Below are 17,175 nucleotides of genomic sequence, written 5' to 3' on the forward strand. Positions count from 1 at the left end.
GCTGCTAGCTGCTAGCTGCTAGCTTCCACCTGCATCAACCCCACAAAGCCCGCAGTAATGCGGGCTTTGCTTCAGCAGCGGCAAATCCATACGCATGGGTTAGGCTGATGCGTCAAACTCAACCATAAACAATCACCATGCCCATCCCCCTATTCGCGCTGCTATTAACGCTGCAACAACCCACACCTACGGCGGTGCCGGTGGAGTATGTGGATGCCAAGCCATTGGCGGTGGCGGACGAGGCCAGCATCACCGGGGCCGCGCATGCGGCGATGTTGGCGGCGCAAAAGGCGGTGCTGGATGCAGGGGTGGAGGCGTGTGCGCTGGGCAAGCCGCAGAAGGACTTCAGTGCCTTCACGGTGGTGATGCGGTTGGATGCGGATGGCCGCGTGCAGCAAACATGGCGGCAGGGCAGCTCACCGCTGGCGATTTGTTTGCAGCGGTATGTGCGCGATAAAGCCGTGTTCGTGCCGCCCAAGGCACCGTTTTACACCGCCTTGGAGGTCAGTTTTACCAAGTAAAATGGCCTTATTGTCCTGAAATTAGAACAATACGTGATTTATTAAACAATTGATGCAATATCAATCCTAATTCATGCTTCCCACCAGACCCCGGCAGCCCGCCGACACAGTGGGAGACAGCACATGAAGACGGTTCTTGGCATTACCTCCGCCCCCGGCCGGCACTGGGTGGGCAATGGGTTTCCGGTGCACGGGATGTTCAATTACAACGGCCCCAATGTGCCGCAGCGCAGCCCGTTTTTGCTGCTGGATTATGCCGCCCCCACCCACTTTGAGCCCACCACGGAACGCCGTGGCGTGGGCCAGCACCCGCATCGCGGCTTTGAAACGGTCACCATCGTGTATGCCGGCGAAGTGGAGCACCGCGACTCCACCGGCAACGGCGGCATCATCGGCAAGGGCGATGTGCAGTGGATGACGGCGGCCGGCGGCATCTTGCATGAAGAATTCCATTCGCCCGCCTATGCTGCGCAAGGTGGCCCGTTTGAAATGGTGCAATTGTGGGTGAACCTGCCAGCCAAAGACAAAATGGGCCCGGCGCATTACCAAGGGATCACCGATGCGCAAATCCCCGCCATTGCCCTACCCACCGATGCCGGCACTTTGCGTGTCATTGCGGGTGAGTACGCCGGCCAGCGTGGCCCGGCGCGCACCTATACGCCCATGCAGGTGTGGGACTTGCGTCTGGCCGCCGGTAAAGCCATCGATGTGCCGCAGCCAGAAGGCTGGAGCACCTTGCTGGTGGTGCTGGACGGCACTGTGCAGGTCAATGGCAGCGTGTTGCGCGCAGCGCAAATGGCCACACTGTCGCAACACGGCAGTGGCCTGCGCATCGAGGCCAATAACGACGCCAAAGTGCTGCTTCTTGCTGGCGAGCCCATCGACGAACCCGTGGTCGGCCACGGCCCGTTTGTAATGAACACCCAGCAAGAGATCGTCCAAGCGATTGCCGATTTCAACAGCGGCAAGTTTGGGCAGATGGGTTAACGGCGCACGCGCCTATCGTCGGCGCGTGCACTCAGCCGCCAATCACATCCACTCCCTTGGCCGGGGTGAACTCGAACGTGCCCTTGGCAAACGCGGGGTTACGCTTCCATGCCGTGAAGACGATGACGGTGCGCTGCCCCAGCGCATCCATGTATTCCAGTTGCGCAAGATTGCCAGCAGCAAAACCCAAGCGCGCCGACTTGAAGGCGGCATCGGCATTGCGCGGGGTGATTTGCAGCCATTCGACTCCATTTTGAGTGGCTTGTTCTTTACTGACGAAGCTACGCTCCAGCTTGACCGGATCCAGCAACAGCGCCAGCGGACTATTGGCCTCTTCCGCGCCCTGTGCACGCTTACTGACTTGGCTCAGATCCGGGTCATAGACCCATACCGCAGTGCCATCGGCCACGATCAATTGCGCATACGGCTTGACGTATTCCCAGCGGAACTGCTTGGGCGCGGCCACTGCCACGCGGCCGGAGGAACGCTCCTTCAACTTGCCGCCGGGGGCATAGACTTGCTGATTGAACTGCCCGTCCAAACCTTTCAGGTCTTTGCTGAAACTGTTCAGCGCATCGCGCGCGCCAGCATTGGCCCAATTCGCGCTTAGCAGCAAAGTAATGGTGAAAATTGCAGCGGTGGGTTTCATGCCATAAATCCCTATGACCTGCCATGCAGTGTGGCGTACTTCACCTGAATGGCACGCTAGGCCTGTGCCGCGAATGTCCCGATTGGACGCGCTGGTGAAAACAAGAACCCCTGCCCGAAAGCACAAGCCATTTCCTGCAAGTATTCGCATTGTTCGCGCGTTTCAATACCTTCCGCAACCACATCCATGCCTAGCGTATTGGCCAATGCCAGCACCGCTCGCACGACCGCCGTACTGCCGCCTTGGTGCCCCCGTTGCAGCGCACTCACAAACGACCGATCAATTTTGAGCGTTTGCAGGGGGAAGCGGTGCAAATAACTGAGCGAAGAATAACCTGTGCCGAAATCATCCAAGACGGCCGCAACTCCCGCTTTACGCAATCTAGTCAATGTACACAGCACTTGTTCTGGATTCTCCAGCAGCGCGCCTTCGGTCAACTCTATTCGTAACCGCCGCGCCGGCAGCGCATGACGTACTAGCAACTGCAGCAGACGATCGGCTAAATCAGCAGCTCGGAAATGTCGCGGTGATACATTGATGGTGACGTAGGTATTCGCATCAGGGAACCTTGCAATCACCCCGCACGTGGCTTCGTACATCAACCAGTCGATTTGATCGATGCTGCCGTTATCTTCGGCCACCGCTAAAAAAGCATCCGGTGCCAACACGCCCCGTTCCGGGTGTTGCCATCGCAGCAATGCTTCATATCCCATCACATGGCCGTCGCGCAGACGCACGATTGGTTGAAAATATGGTTCAAATTCTTCCCGTTGGATAGCCCGCCGCAAGTCGCTTTCCAAGGTCATGACAAGCAATGCTTGCTGGTGGAGCCGCTCATCGAACATTTCGAATCGGTGGCGTCCATGCGCTTTGGCGCGATACATCGCAACATCCGCGTCGCGAAGGATATCTTCGGCACCCTGATAATTCATGTGTCCAATCACGATCCCCACACTTGCTGACGTAAACAGCTCTGAGCCTGCAATCAGCATCGGCACGCTCAACGCATCAATCACCCGTTGCGCAACATGGCAGACGGATTCTTGACTGGCCGTCGTTTCAAGCAAAATTGCGAACTCATCGCCACCTAAGCGCGCGACCAGATCAGGGGGGCGGACACAGACTTCCAATCGATGCGCAACTTCTTGCAGCATCGCATCACCGACATGGTGCCCAATACTGTCATTGACCACCTTGAAACGATCCAAGTCGAGGTATAGCACCGCATACCCTTGTTGGAAGTTACGCTGATATCGATCGCGTGCGCGGGACATTGCTTCATAGAAGTAAGCCCGGTTGGGCAAACCTGTCAAAGCGTCGTGCAAGGATGAATAGGCAAGCTGCTGCTCGGCGCGTTGCCGCTCGTTGATTTGCTCACGCAACTGCTGCACGGTATCGGCCAGTTCATGTGTGCGCTCGTCAACCCGCAGCTCCAGCTCGACACGCGCCTGTTTGCGTTGCATCGCGGTGAGAATGTGCTGAGCAACGAATGCGAGAAGGCTGCGATCTTCCTCGGTATAACGATTGGGTTGGTCGTAACTTTGCACGATTACCGCCCCATGCACGACGCCGTCGGCAATCATGGGAACGCCTAGCCAGTCCAAGCTTTGCGGCCCAAGCGCGTGATCCTCGGATAAGCCGAATGCTTTCAACAAGTCTGCTGATGGCCCCATCGCCGCACGCCCGTGCTGGATTACCGCCATGGTCAGGCTGTTACGCAGCTCGGAAACGGGCACCTCTTCCTTGGTATCGATCAACGGGTATGGATTTTCGTCGGCGTAGTACATATATCGCCTGGTATCTCGTTGCCGATTATGCAGCGCGATATACATATTCTTGGCATACATCAGACGCTCAACAATGGCATGTATCGCACGCAACATCTCGTCCATGTCAAGATTGCTACTGGCTAAATCTGCGATCGCATACAACGCATTGTGTAGTTGCGCCGTTTTTTCTAGACGTGCAATCGTGCATTGCTGCGCGACCAATTGTGCGTGCAATGCGGGTTCGCCCGCCCCCACTTCACCTGTGCTCGATGTTGACATCCGCATGCTGCTGACACAGCCCCCTGCCGTCTGCGCATTTGCCCATACCCTACAGCAACGCGAGGCAGTGTTGTCAGCGGTCGAAATGTCTTAATGACGCGGCGGAGGCGGTGCTAGCACGGTGCGGTCGCCGTTGTGTTCGGGGGTGCTGACAACCCCGGCCGCTTCCATCGCCTCCACCAAACGGGCTGCACGGTTGTAACCAATCTTCAGGCGCCGCTGGACGCCAGAGATCGACGCGCGCCGGGTTTCAGTCACGATTTGCACGGCTTGGTCATACAGCGGGTCGGCTTCGGGATCATCGCTACTTGCCGCTTCCGGCAGCCCATTGGCCCCCACGCTGCTGCCGTCGTACAGGGTTTGCGCTTCCTCCAGTACTCCTTCGATGTAATCCGGGCCGCCGGCTTGCTTGAGAAACTCCACCACCCGATGCACTTCTTCATCGGACACAAACGCGCCATGCACGCGCTCGGGCATGGCGGTGCCCGGCGGCAGATACAGCATGTCACCGTGGCCCAAGAGGGTTTCCGCGCCGCTTTGATCCAAGATCGTGCGCGAGTCGATTTTGCTGCTGACCTGGAAGGCAATTCGGGTGGGAATATTGGCCTTGATCAAGCCGGTGATCACATCCACCGAGGGCCGTTGCGTGGCCAAGATCAAATGCACGCCGGCAGCGCGCGCTTTTTGCGCCAACCTGGCGATGAGTTCTTCCACTTTTTTGCCGACGATCATCATCATGTCGGCAAATTCGTCGATGAACACCACGATAAACGGCAGCGGCTCCAGCGTGGGCGGTGCTTCGTTGGCGTCGGGGTTGACCTTGAACAGCGGATCCATCATCGGCTGCCCAGCCTCGATGGCGTCCTTCACTTTTTTATTGAACCCAGCCAAATTGCGCACGCCCACCGCACTCATCAGCTTGTAGCGGCGTTCCATTTCCGCCACGCACCAGCGCAGGCCGTTGGCGGCTTCTTTCATATCGGTGACCACCGGCGCCAACAGGTGCGGGATGCCTTGATACACCGACAGTTCCAGCATCTTCGGGTCGATCATCAGCATCCGCACATCGCGTGCCGAAGCCTTGTACAGCAGCGACAGCACCATCGCATTGACTGCCACCGACTTGCCCGAACCGGTGGTGCCGGCGACCAGCAAATGCGGCATGCGTGCAAGGTCGGCCACGATGGGCTTGCCCGCGATGTCCTTGCCCAGCGCCAAGGTCAGTGGACTGGCGGATTTGTCGTATTCCTTCGAGCGCAGCAATTCCGACAAATAGATCATTTCGCGCGAGGTATTTGGCGTTTCCAAACCAATTACAGACTTGCCCGGGATCACATCCACCACACGCACCGACTTCACGCTCAGACCGCGCGCGATGTCTTTGTCCAAGGATGAAATCTGGCTGACTTTGACACCTGCCGCTGGCTGCACTTCAAAACGAGTGATGACCGGGCCTGGATAAGCCCCCACCACTTCAGCATCGATGCGAAAATCTTTGAGCTTGAATTCGATCTGCCGCGATAGCGTTTCAAGCGTCTGCGCGTCGTAACCCTTGGGCTGCGGTTTGGGATCATCCAGCAAGGCCAGCGGTGCAATGCCGCTGCCGTCGTTGACATGAAACAGCGGAATTTGCTGCTCGCGCTTGGCGCGGTCGCTTTTTTCCACCGCAGGCGCGGCCGGCGGCTCGATCTTGACCTTTTCGCGGCGCAGTCTGGCTTCCGAATCGGCTTTGCGTGCATCCTCACGTGCATCGCGTAGCACGCGCGCTTCGTTCCATTCGCTGGCTTGCTTGGCACCCTGTCTTGCGCCGCGATCGAGCAGCGCCGGTAGCGCCAACACCCAGCCGCCCACGCGATCCATCACTGCCAACCATGACAGACCGGTTGCCAAGGTGACCGAAATTAGAAACAAGCTGAGCAAAAATAAATTGGCGCCCAAGGGGCCAAACAATGTGTGCAGTGAATTGGCGGTCAAGCGCCCCAAGACCCCACCACTACCCGCCGAAAACGCATTACCACCGGCAACGCGCAAGGACAAAAGGCCGCACGTTGCCACCAAAAATCCCACGATCCCCACCAGCCGCAAAGCCGGCCCAAGGTCCACGTGGCCATCGCCATCGGTATCCATCCCAAACAGGGCGATCCAGGCAATCGCGCCCAAGATAATAGGCAGCAAAAACGCGGTGTAACCGCTGAGGAACAACAGAAAGCTGGCCAGCCATGCGCCCGCCAAGCCACCGATATTGTGCACCGGGGCCAGCAAGCTGGTTTCACGATCCCAGCCCGGGTCGGCCGGCGAATAGGTAAACAAGCACGCCAGCAAATACAGCAATACCGGCGCGATCACGATCAGCGCAAGGTCACGCCACAGCCGCTGCCGACGCGGGTTGCCCCCCGTCGTTGCTGTGCCGGTTTTGACGGCTGCCTTGCGGCCGGCCTTGGCTACTTCGGATGCCGCTTTTGCCACCTGTGACCTTGCCTCATAAAATCCCCCTATCGGTTTGATATTACGACATTTGTCACACTTGGCGATGAAACATTCGCAATTTGGCAAGCCACAGCGTTGCAGACACGATGCCTTGCCTTGTCGCGGCCCCGCCGCCAAGCTATGGGATTCATTTCCGCAACACGGGATGCCTCGTTGCCATGACCACTACCAAACACACCCGCCTGCTCATCCTCGGTTCCGGCCCCGCCGGCTGGACCGCCGCCGTGTATGCCGCGCGCGCCAATCTCAAGCCCGTGGTCATCACCGGCATGCAAATGGGTGGCCAGCTGATGACCACCACCGAGGTGGACAACTGGCCGGGTGATGCCCATGGCCTGCTGGGCCCGGACTTGATGACGCGCTTGCAGGCCCACGCCGAGCGTTTTGATACCGAAGTGGTGTTTGATCACATCCATACCGCCGATCTATCGCAGCGGCCATTCCGGCTCAAAGGTGATTCTGGCGACTACACCTGTGACGCACTCATCATCGCCACCGGGGCCACCGCCAAATACCTAGGCATCCCTTCGGAGGACACCTTCAAAGGCCGCGGTGTATCCGCCTGTGCCACCTGCGACGGCTTTTTCTACAAGGATCAGGATGTGGCGGTGATCGGCGGTGGCAATACCGCCGTGGAAGAAGCTTTGTACCTGTCCAACATCGCCCGCAAGGTCTATCTGGTGCATCGCCGTGACACCCTGCGTGCCGAAAAAATCATGCAGGACAAGTTGTTTGCCAAAGTCGCCGCCGGCAAAATCGAAACTGTCTGGCATCACACCGTGGATGAAGTGCTTGGCACGGATGCAGGCGTCACCGGGATGCGGCTGAAATCCATGCTGGATGACAGCACCCGCGAAGTCGCCGTGCAGGGGTTCTTTGTCGCTATTGGCCATAGCCCCAACACCTCGTTGTTCGATGGCCAGTTGGATATGAGAAATGGCTACTTGAAGATCCAAACCGGGTTGGAAGGCAACGCCACTCAGACCAGCACCCCCGGTGTGTTTGCGGCAGGTGACGTGGCCGACCAAGTGTACCGGCAAGCTATTACCTCGGCGGGGTTTGGCTGCATGGCCGCGCTGGACGCCGAAAAGTTTTTGGACGAAGGCCACTAAGCCGCGCGCGCAGGCCATTCGCATGCCCCTGCGCCTATTCGAACTGGGGCCTGATCCACAGGCCCCATTTCCACCGGTACATGCCGCGCTGGATGACCCCGATGGCCTGCTGGCGGTTGGCGGCGACCTTTCCCCGCAACGGTTTCTACGCGCCTATTACCACGGCATTTTCCCGTGGTTTTCCGATGGCGAGCCTCTTTTGTGGTGGGCCCCCTCGCAGCGCGCCGTCTTTCGCAGCAACGGCGTGCACGTGTCGCGGCGTTTGCAACGCAAACTACGCAACAGCGGGTGGCGGGTGCGCGCCGATACCGCTTTTGCAAAGGTCGTCGCCGGCTGTGCAGCGCCGCGTGATGGGCACGCCGGCACCTGGATCACCCGCAACATGCAAGACGCTTACGTACAGTTGCACCAACTGGGCATCGCACACAGCATCGAGGTCTTTGCAGGTGAGCAACTGGTGGGCGGGCTGTTAGGTCTGTCGTTTGGGCAGATGTTCTGCGGCGATAGCATGTACTCACTGCACTCGGGCGCGTCGTCACTGGCGTTGGCCGGCTTGGCTTGGCGCTTGCGCGCATGGGGCTGGCCGCTGATCGACGCGCAAGTGCCCAATGCGCATACCCAGCGCTTGGGGGTCGAAGTTTGGCCACGCGCGCACTACATGGCTGCACTGACCCAGTTGCGTGACCGCCCCGCCGATGCCGGTCACTGGCGCGAACGGTTCGGAACGTGGGCCGCCGCCGACGTGCTGACGCCCTGCGATTAACGGGATTTTTGCAAGAATCGCCGTAACGTGTCAGAATGTTGGACTTTCGAGCCGGCATTACTTGGCTCCCATTGCTTCAGACTCAGGAATTGCTCCGGCATACACATGGCGAAAGACGACGTCATCGAATTCGAAGGCACGATCTCCGAAACCCTCCCGAACACTATGTTCCGGGTCAAGCTGGAGAATGGCCACGAGATCATCGCCCACATCTCCGGCCGCATGCGCAAGAACTACATTCGCATTCTGACCGGCGACAAGGTCAAGGTGGAAATGACCCCTTACGATCTCACCAAGGGCCGTATCACCTACCGCCACCGCTGATTTAGCGTGTCGCGCTCAAGAAAAACGCCCCGGCTGGGGCGTTTTTTGTGCGCGTATCGCGCTGTGTGTCAGGTTTCTTTCACGCCCATTTCGTCCAATGCATTACGCATCAGGCTATGCGCGGCTTCGCTGAGTTTTTCGTTATCCAGCGCATAGCGAATGGTTGCTTCGATCAAGCCAAGATGGGTGCCGCAGTCAAAGCGCGTGCCGCGAAAACGGAATGCATCCACGCGCTTCGTGACCAGTAACGCGGCGATGGCGTCGGTGAGTTGAATTTCACCCCCCGCGCCCTTGGGTGTGGTTTCCAATAACTCAAAAATCGCAGGATCCAACACATAGCGGCCAACCACGGCCAGATTGCTGGGGGCCACATCCGGGTGCGGCTTTTCCACGATCTGACGGATTTGCCCCGCCTGCCCATCAAACGCATCCGTGGCCACGATGCCGTAACTGCCGGTTTGTTGCTGCGGCACGTCCTGCACCGCCACCGCACTGCCGCCACTGGCTTGCACATGCGCCACCATCTGCTTCAACGCACCGTCGCCACGGCTCCAGATCAAGTCATCCGGCAGCAACACCGCAAAAGGTGCATCACCCACCACCGGCTTTGCGCACAGCACGGCATGCCCCAAGCCCAGCGCTTCGGCTTGGGTCACAAACACTGCACGCACCCCCTCGGGCAAGACATTGCGGATCAGCGCCAGTTGATCGTGTTTGCCGGCCTTCTCCAGCTTTTGTTCCAGTTCGTAGGCTTTGTCGAAATAGTCCGCCACCGCGTGCTTGTAGCGGTTGGTGACAAACACCAAGGTCTCGCAACCGGCGGCGATGGCTTCATCCACCGCGTATTGAATCAGCGGCCGATCAACGATCGGCAGCATCTCCTTGGGCACGGTTTTGGTGGCAGGCAAAAAGCGGGTGCCTAAACCTGCAACGGGGAAGACAGCGGTACGTACGCGACGCGGTAAATGGGTAGAAGTCATCGTGTAATTCTAACCGTAGGCCAGCCCAATATCAGTCGCAACGCGGGGTATTGCAAATCAATTCTGTTGCACGCGGCGTGCCGGGAATTCGACCACGATGGCACTGCGATCGGGCACGGATTCGATCGGACTGAATTCCGGTACCGCATCACGTAGCGCACGTTCCAACGCCACCAAGTCATAGGCCTGGGCGGCATCGCGCAATTGCTTTAACGCCTGCTCCATGCGCTCTGGCTGCACCGCACGCGGGGTGGCCTGCAAAATATCAGGGTACTGGGTCTGGCTATAACGCTCATCGGCGTGAAATAGCGTTTCATGCAGGCGCTCACCTGCGCGCAGGCCGATGTACTCGATGCCGATATCCTTGCCCGGCTGCTTGCCGGCCAGGCGAATCATCTGGTCGGCCAACAGACGGATCGATACTGGATCGCCCATATCCAAGGTGTACACGGCCTGCTGTGCGCCGATCGAGGCTGCCTGCAAGATCAGCAGACAAGCTTCTGGAATAGTCATGAAGTAGCGGGTGACTTCGGGGTCGGTCACGGTGACCGGGCCGCCACGCCGAATCTGCTCGCGAAACAGCGGCACCACGCTGCCTGCCGAATCCAACACATTGCCAAAGCGCACCGTGATCATGCGCGTAGAGCGCGCATCCACCAATGCCTGGCAAGTCATTTCTGCCAAACGCTTGCTGGCCCCCAAGACATTGACCGGATCCACCGCCTTGTCGGTGGAAATCAGCACAAACGTACCGATTTGGGCATCACGACAGGCACGCGCCACCACATCGGTGGCCAGCACATTATTGCGGATTGCCTCGCGTAGTTGTTGTTGCAACAGCGGCACTTGTTTGTAGGCCGCAGCATGAAACACGGCTTCGGGTTCGGCCAATTGCAAGGCGTAGCGAATCACCGCCGGGTCGCCGCAGTCGCCCAGCACCGGGATGCAGGTGATGCCAGGGAAGTCACGGCGCAGTTCGGTTTCGGTGGTGAGCAGGGCCAGCTCGTCGATTTCGACCAAGGCGATTTTGTGCGCGCCATGACGCGCGCATTGCCGGCACAGTTCAGAGCCAATCGATCCACCCGCACCGGTGACCAGCACCGAGCGCGCACCCAGCCAGCCGCGAATGGCTTTCCAGTCGGGTGCGTGCGGCTGCCGTCCGAGCAAGTCTTCGATTGCAACTTCTTTGAGTTCACCAGGAAGAGAGCGGCCCTCCAGAATGTCCGCCAATTTCGGCACCATCCGGAACGGGATATTGCTGTCTTCGCATAAACCGATGATGCGACGCATCGCGGTTGCGTCGATCGATGGCATGGCGATGACCAGCAACTGCGCGCCGGTTTCCCGCGCGATCCGTGCCACGTCGCCAACCCGGCCCAATACCGGCAACCCTTGCAGGCGTGCGCCACGCAAGGCGGCGGCATCATCCAAAAACCCGATTGGGTCATAACGCCCGGTGCGGCGCAGATCGCGCACCAAGGCTTCACCAGACTGCCCTGCACCCAAAATCAAGACCCGCTCGGCCCCCACGGCAGTCTGCAACAAGCGGTGATCCTTCCACGCCCGGAACAGCAAGCGCGGCGTGCTGAGCAGCACGGTCAACGCAAACGGATACAACAGCAGCGCTGAGCGCGATACTAAATCCAGACGGCTGTAAAAAAACAAACCCACCACCGCCGCCAGCAGGCCCAGCAGGCTGGCCTTGAAGATGTTGACCAAATCCGGAACGCTGGCGAACCGCCACAAGCCGCGATACAGGCCGACCTGCCAAAACACCAAGCCCTGCGCCACCATCACCACCAGCACCGTGCTGGAGACGGGCACCAAGTCCAGCTGAGTGGGCTGCATGGCATAGCGCAGGTAATGCAGCCCTTGCCAGCACAGCCACACCATCAACAAGTCATGCACGATCACTGCAACGCGCGGTAACCGATGCTTGATACGATCCATCCGTGTTGTCATGAGCTGAATCCTTCGCTCTCGCCTGTTTTTCGGTGCAACCAAAACCAGAGCAGCATCGAGACTAGCCAAAATACCACGCCGCCCATGCCAGCCCCGGCTCCCCCCAGCCGCAACAGGACTAGCATGATCCCGATCGCCAGCGCCGTCCACCCCGCATATACGGCGGTGACCCTACGATGGCCGACTCTCCTCGCCAATCGCTGATACACATGCTGGACATGCGGCTGCCACCATCGCTCGCCGCGCAGTATCCGCCAAAACAAGGTCATGCCGGCATCCACCCACATCAGCGACGCAGGCAACAACCATACCAACCAAGTTGCTTTAGGTTGCGCAGGCAGGCCTACAGCAAGCAGCAAGGCCACCAGATACCCCAATACCCCACTGCCGACATCGCCCAAAAAAATGCGCGCCTTGGGGTAATTAAACGGCAAAAAGCCCAAGCACGCAGCGAGTACCGACAGTGCCAATACCTGCGCAGCACCGCTGCCGCACACGCTTGCTGCGCATGCACACAGCGCCGCCTGACTGGTTGCCAATCCATCGATGCCATCCATGAAATTCCATACGTTGACCAGTACCGGCACCAGCACGAACGCCATGATCGCCACGTCAACGGTTTGCCCTTGTCGCCACAGCGCGAAGGCAAGCACCGCTCCTGCCACCACATGCGTCACCAAACGCGGCCACGCGGGCAAGCTGCGGTGGTCATCCCACCACCCAATGCAGGCAATCACCAGCAGACCGACCCCGGCCCAGTACCAAAACACCGACGCACTCCAACCCAGCCATGCGCAGAGCAGCAAGGCAGCCACGGCAATACCGAGACCACCACCACGCGCCGTGGGTGTTTGGTGGCTGCGACGCGCACCGGGGTGATCAAGCAAGCCTTGACGATGCGCGTGCTCCAGCGCCCACAGTGTGCCCAACAGTGATGCTGCAAAGGCCGCCAGCGCTGGCAGCCACCACGGTGGGTCAGACCACGGCATAGTTCAGCAGTGGCTTGACCGTGCCCCATTCTTTGCAGCTGGGGCACTGCCAATGATGACTGCGCGCACCAAATCCGCAGCGGTTGCAGCGATAACTGGGATTTCGCACCAGTAGTTGATCGGTGATGTACTTGAGGTCATGCAATGTCGCCGGCGCGTCTTTGCCATCGGCAAGACTGAGATCGATCAAGGCGGCTTCGCCGCGTACCGAGGGGCGATCCTTGAGTTGCTGCGCCAAATATTGGCGCGCCGGCCCCACGCCTTCATCCACCTCAATCATCCGCGTTAGCGCCAATACCGGCGCAATCCCACGGTAGTGCTCACACATCCCGGCCAAAAATGCGCGTGCGCCGGTGCGCTCCCCCACTTTGGCGTAACTCTCTAACAGTGACGGCAAGATCACCGGCAAGAAATCCGGGTCATGCCGTGCGGCGCGCTCATACGCGCGGATTGCCGCTTGCGGGTTTCCAGCTTCGCTGTCCAAGCGTCCTTCCAAGATCCCGGCACGCACCGACGTGGGGTCGGCTGCGTAAGCGCGGGTAATCGCCTCACGTGCAGCGGCAATGTCGCCTTTGGCACGCTGCTTGTCGGCCAGCTCGCATTCGAACTGCCCGACCAGTTTCCCCATCGACTCGCCACTGACCTCCGCATAGCGCGTGGCATTGGTGATGGCCTTTTCCCAGTCGCGTTCTGATTGGTAGATGCCCACCAGATGCTTGAGCGCCTGCGGTGCACGTTGATCGAGTTGCGCCAAATCATTGAAGACGGTTTCGGCACGATCCAGCAAACCGGCGCGCATGTAGTCCTCGCCCAATGCGGCCAGCGCCTGAATTTTTTGGGTGTCATTCAAGTCAGTGCGTTGCGCCAGCCCTTGGTGCAAACGAATGGCACGATCCACCTCGCCACGCCGCCGGAATAGATGCCCCAAGGCCACCTGGGTTTCGAACGTATCTTTGTCCAGCTCAGCCACGTGCAAGAACAGCTCGATAGCTTTGTCTGGCTGCTCATTCAACAGATAGTTGAGGCCGCGAAAATAGGTCGAGGATAGTTTGCTGACCTGATCGCCGCTGTGCTGCTCGCCACCACGCCGACCAATCACCCAGCCCGCTAAGCCTGCGAGGGGCACAAAAATGACAAACCACATCCATTGGTCAAGCCAGGCCATGCTCAAGTTCCTGTCGGGGGCCGCCCTGTCGGCGTCACAAGCGCGCCACAGATTTGCAACGTTGCCAGCTTAACGGACTTCCGCAGAAACGGCGCCTTACTGCCACCAGAATGAAAAATACTTAGTCTTGCGTCGGCAGCGGCATCACACGAGTGACCCGTTCGCGCAATTCTTTGCCGGGTTTGAAGTGCGGCACATACTTACCAGATAGCGCCACCGCATCACCCGTTTTGGGATTGCGGCCAGTCCGTGGCGGACGGTAATTCAAAGAAAAACTGCCAAAGCCGCGAACCTCGATACGCTGACCATCGGCCAGTGCACCGCTCATCATCTGGAGCAGGGCCTTCACTGCCATATCCACATCGTCAGCTTTCAGGTGCGGCTGGCGACGAGCGAGCAGTTCGATGAGTTCGGACTTGGTCATGAAACCTTAAACACTATGGCATCCAAGAAAATGGCGACCCGGCCGAAACCGGGCCGCCATCATTGCAACCGAGGAAATTACTCGGACTTGCTGTTCAGCTGTTCACGCAACAATGCACCCAGCTTGGTGGTGCCACTGGCGGCATCGGCATTGGCCTTGTTGTATTCGGCAATGGCTTCGGCGGTTTCCGCGGCGTCCTTGTCCTTGATCGACAATTGCAGGCTGCGGCCCTTACGGTCGGTGCCCACCAGCTTGGCTTCGATTTCTTGACCGACCTTCAGCACCTGGCTGGCATCGTCCACGCGGTCGTTGCTGATGTCACGTGCGGAGACGTAGCCTTCCACGCCGTCGCCCAGATCAATGGTGGCACCCTTGGCGTCCACTTCCTTGACCGTACCCGTCACCTTGCCACCCTTCGGATGCGCCGCCATGAACTGACCCAGCGGGTCTTGTTCCATTTGCTTGACGCCCAAGGAAATGCGCTCACGCTCCGGATCCACGGCCAACACCACGGCTTCCAGGGTGTCGCCCTTCTTGTAGTTGCGGGCGATGTCTTCGCCGGTGGAGTTCCAGCTGATGTCGGACAGGTGGATCAAGCCATCGATGCCGCCATCCAGACCGATGAAGATGCCGAAATCGGTGATCGACTTGATCTGACCCGACACCTTGTCGTTCTTCTTGTGGATCGCCGCGAAGGTTTCCCACGGATTGCTGGTGACTTGCTTGATGCCCAGCGAAATGCGGCGACGCTCTTCATCCACGTCCAGCACCATGACTTCGACCTCGTCACCGACCTGCACCACCTTGGCCGGGTTGACGTTCTTGTTGGTCCAATCCATTTCGGAGACGTGCACCAGACCTTCCACGCCCGGCTCGATTTCGACAAATGCGCCGTAATCGGTGACGTTGGAGACCTTGCCGAACACGCGGCAGTTGGACGGATAACGGCGGGCAATGTTGTCCCACGGATCTTCGCCCATTTGCTTGAGGCCCAAGCTGACGCGGTTGCGCTCTTTGTCGTACTTGAGCACGCGCACGTCCATTTCTTGACCCACTTCCACCACTTCGGACGGATGGCGCACGCGCTTCCATGCCATATCGGTGATGTGCAGCAGGCCGTCGATGCCGCCCAGATCGACGAATGCGCCGTAATCGGTCAGGTTCTTGACCACGCCTTTCAGCACGGCGCCTTCGACCAACTTCTCCAGCAGCAATTCGCGCTCTTCCGAATGCTCGGTCTCAACCACCGCACGGCGGGAAACCACCACATTATTGCGCTTGCGATCCAGCTTGATGAGCTTGAATTCCAGCTCTTTGCCTTCCAGATACACCGGGTCGCGCACCGGGCGCACATCCACCAGCGAACCCGGCAAGAACGCGCGCACGTCCTTGATATCGACGGTGAAACCGCCCTTCACCTTGCCGCTGATGCGGCCAACGATGGTGGCGTTGGCTTCCAGCGCCTCTTCCAGCTCGTCCCACACCATGGCGCGCTTGGCCTTCTCGCGCGACAACACGGTTTCGCCAAAGCCATTTTCCAGCGAGTCGAGGGCAACCTTGACCTCGTCGCCCACGCCAACATCGATTTCGCCGGCGTCGTTGCGGAACTGTTCAATCGGCACGATGCCTTCGGACTTCAGGCCGGCGTTGATCACCACCACGTCATTGGTGACGGCAACCACGATACCCTTGACGATGGCACCGGGCTTGAGCTTGGCCAAATTGGCCTGGCTGGCTTCAAACAGTTCTGCGAAAGATTCGGTAGCTACGGAATTCATGAAAAATCTCAGGTGGATACACGGGCAACCCACAGCAACGGGGCGGCCCACCTAGGTGGGTTGGCGGTAGCGCAGGATGCGCGTGGCCATGTGTGGATGAAGGAAAACCGCAGGCACACATGTGCCCACGGAACGGATCTGCAACGCCAAAAACGCAACCGTTTACGCCGCAGGACGGGACATGGCGTCCAATACCTGTGCAACGACCGTAGCGATGGGCAGGCCGGTGGTGTCGATACAAACGGCGTCTTCGGCCGGTCGCAGCGGCGCCACCGCGCGGTTGGCATCGCGGGCATCGCGGGCGAGAATCTCGCGTAGCAGACTTTCCATTGTGACTGAAACACCCTTGTCTTTCAACTGCTTATAGCGCCTATCCGCACGCTCCTCGGCGCTGGCAGTCAAAAACACTTTGTAGGCGGCATCCGGGAAGATCACCGTGCCCATGTCGCGCCCGTCGGCCACGAGACCCGGCGGTTGCCGGAACGCACGCTGCCGCTCTTTCAGCGCAGATCGCACCTCGGCAATAGCGGCAATTGCCGAAGCCGCCGCACCGGCGGTTTCGGTGCGCAAGGCATCGGTGGCATCCATGTCGTTGACGATCACCCGCAGCTCGCCATCGGCATCTTCACGAAACCCAATCACCGTATCGAAAGCGCAGCGCACCAAGGCTGAAGCATCCGACAAGTCCAGATCCGCCCAGCCGGCCGCGATACCAACGGCGCGGTACAGCGCCCCGGAATCCAGATAGTGCCACCCCAATTGTTGGGCAACGATGCGGCTGATAGTGCCTTTGCCTGACCCGGAGGGGCCGTCGATCGTCAGTACGGGAATCGGTGCGGGAGTGGGAGTCGTCATCTGCAAATTATGCCGCCACTCGGCACTGATTCGATACCTAGCATGCAATCGGGCACCTCAACCCGTTGATCTTCAAACCAAATACCCGTTAGAATGCGCGGCTTCGCTTCATTCCCATCCATTTGCCGAGG

The 17,175-nt window shown here is 59.2% G+C and carries 15 protein-coding genes; 5 read left to right on the top strand and 10 right to left on the bottom strand.

Features of this window, described 5'->3' with window-relative positions; translation table 11 throughout:
- The first annotated feature begins 137 nt into the window (after nt 1–137).
- Complete coding sequence (locus PK789_RS00770; RefSeq protein ID WP_324306266.1) at nt 138–521, top strand: hypothetical protein; 384 nt, start codon at nt 138–140, stop codon at nt 519–521.
- A gap of 123 nt (nt 522–644) precedes the next feature.
- Nucleotides 645–1,508, top strand: coding sequence for a pirin family protein (locus tag PK789_RS00775; protein ID WP_324306268.1), 864 nt, complete (start codon nt 645–647; stop codon nt 1,506–1,508).
- A gap of 31 nt (nt 1,509–1,539) precedes the next feature.
- Here the strand turns inward: PK789_RS00775 and lolA are convergent, their stop codons facing one another.
- From lolA to PK789_RS00790, 3 genes are all read right to left on the bottom strand, one after another.
- Nucleotides 1,540–2,157 carry an outer membrane lipoprotein periplasmic chaperone LolA gene (gene lolA, locus PK789_RS00780; protein WP_324306270.1) on the bottom strand — a complete coding sequence of 206 codons (618 nt, stop codon included), beginning with the start codon at nt 2,155–2,157 and terminating at the stop codon, nt 1,540–1,542.
- Between the two features lie 56 nt (nt 2,158–2,213).
- Nucleotides 2,214–4,205 (bottom strand): putative bifunctional diguanylate cyclase/phosphodiesterase, encoded by a 1,992-nt coding sequence (locus PK789_RS00785; protein ID WP_324306271.1) that lies wholly within the window; start codon nt 4,203–4,205, stop codon nt 2,214–2,216.
- Between the two features lie 90 nt (nt 4,206–4,295).
- Entirely contained in the window at nt 4,296–6,671 is a 2,376-nt protein-coding gene (locus tag PK789_RS00790; protein WP_324306273.1) for a DNA translocase FtsK, read from the bottom strand.
- A gap of 179 nt (nt 6,672–6,850) precedes the next feature.
- Between PK789_RS00790 and trxB the strand changes: the two genes are divergently transcribed.
- From trxB to infA, 3 genes are all read left to right on the top strand, one after another.
- A complete protein-coding gene (trxB, locus tag PK789_RS00795; RefSeq protein ID WP_324306275.1) occupies nt 6,851–7,804 on the top strand; it encodes a thioredoxin-disulfide reductase in 954 nt (317 codons plus the stop codon).
- A gap of 22 nt (nt 7,805–7,826) precedes the next feature.
- The gene (gene aat / locus PK789_RS00800; RefSeq protein WP_324306277.1) at nt 7,827–8,567 is read left to right on the top strand and encodes a leucyl/phenylalanyl-tRNA--protein transferase; all 741 of its coding nucleotides are present in this window, start codon (nt 7,827–7,829) and stop codon (nt 8,565–8,567) included.
- A gap of 105 nt (nt 8,568–8,672) precedes the next feature.
- Entirely contained in the window at nt 8,673–8,891 is a 219-nt protein-coding gene (infA, locus tag PK789_RS00805; protein ID WP_143878402.1) for a translation initiation factor IF-1, read from the top strand.
- Nucleotides 8,892–8,959: 68 nt separating this feature from the next.
- On the opposite strand, the gene galU is transcribed toward infA, so the two are convergent.
- The 7 genes from galU to cmk all read right to left on the bottom strand — a co-directional run bounded on the left by galU (nt 8,960) and on the right by cmk (nt 17,044).
- Entirely contained in the window at nt 8,960–9,871 is a 912-nt protein-coding gene (galU, locus tag PK789_RS00810) for a UTP--glucose-1-phosphate uridylyltransferase GalU (protein ID WP_324306279.1), read from the bottom strand.
- 57 nt (nt 9,872–9,928) lie between these two features.
- A complete protein-coding gene (locus PK789_RS00815) occupies nt 9,929–11,833 on the bottom strand; it encodes a polysaccharide biosynthesis protein (RefSeq protein ID WP_324306281.1) in 1,905 nt (634 codons plus the stop codon).
- Entirely contained in the window at nt 11,830–12,822 is a 993-nt protein-coding gene (locus tag PK789_RS00820; protein WP_324306283.1) for an MraY family glycosyltransferase, read from the bottom strand. The genes PK789_RS00815 and PK789_RS00820 overlap by 4 nt, the downstream gene beginning before the upstream one ends.
- Nucleotides 12,809–13,987: a lipopolysaccharide assembly protein LapB gene (lapB, locus tag PK789_RS00825; protein ID WP_324306286.1), complete on the bottom strand. Its 1,179-nt coding sequence runs from the start codon at nt 13,985–13,987 to the stop codon at nt 12,809–12,811. Before lapB ends, PK789_RS00820 begins: the two co-directional genes overlap by 14 nt.
- 121 nt (nt 13,988–14,108) lie before the next feature.
- The gene (locus PK789_RS00830) at nt 14,109–14,411 is read right to left on the bottom strand and encodes an integration host factor subunit beta (RefSeq protein WP_324306288.1); all 303 of its coding nucleotides are present in this window, start codon (nt 14,409–14,411) and stop codon (nt 14,109–14,111) included.
- A 77-nt stretch (nt 14,412–14,488) separates the two neighbouring features.
- Entirely contained in the window at nt 14,489–16,189 is a 1,701-nt protein-coding gene (rpsA, locus tag PK789_RS00835) for a 30S ribosomal protein S1 (RefSeq protein ID WP_324306289.1), read from the bottom strand.
- Between the two features lie 162 nt (nt 16,190–16,351).
- On the bottom strand, nt 16,352–17,044 hold the full coding sequence (gene cmk, locus PK789_RS00840) for a (d)CMP kinase (RefSeq protein ID WP_324306290.1): 693 nt from the start codon (nt 17,042–17,044) through the stop codon (nt 16,352–16,354).
- Nucleotides 17,045–17,175: the final 131 nt, after the last annotated feature.

It is taken from the genome of Thermomonas sp. (genome assembly GCF_035369645.1).
Taxonomy (GTDB): domain Bacteria; phylum Pseudomonadota; class Gammaproteobacteria; order Xanthomonadales; family Xanthomonadaceae; genus Thermomonas.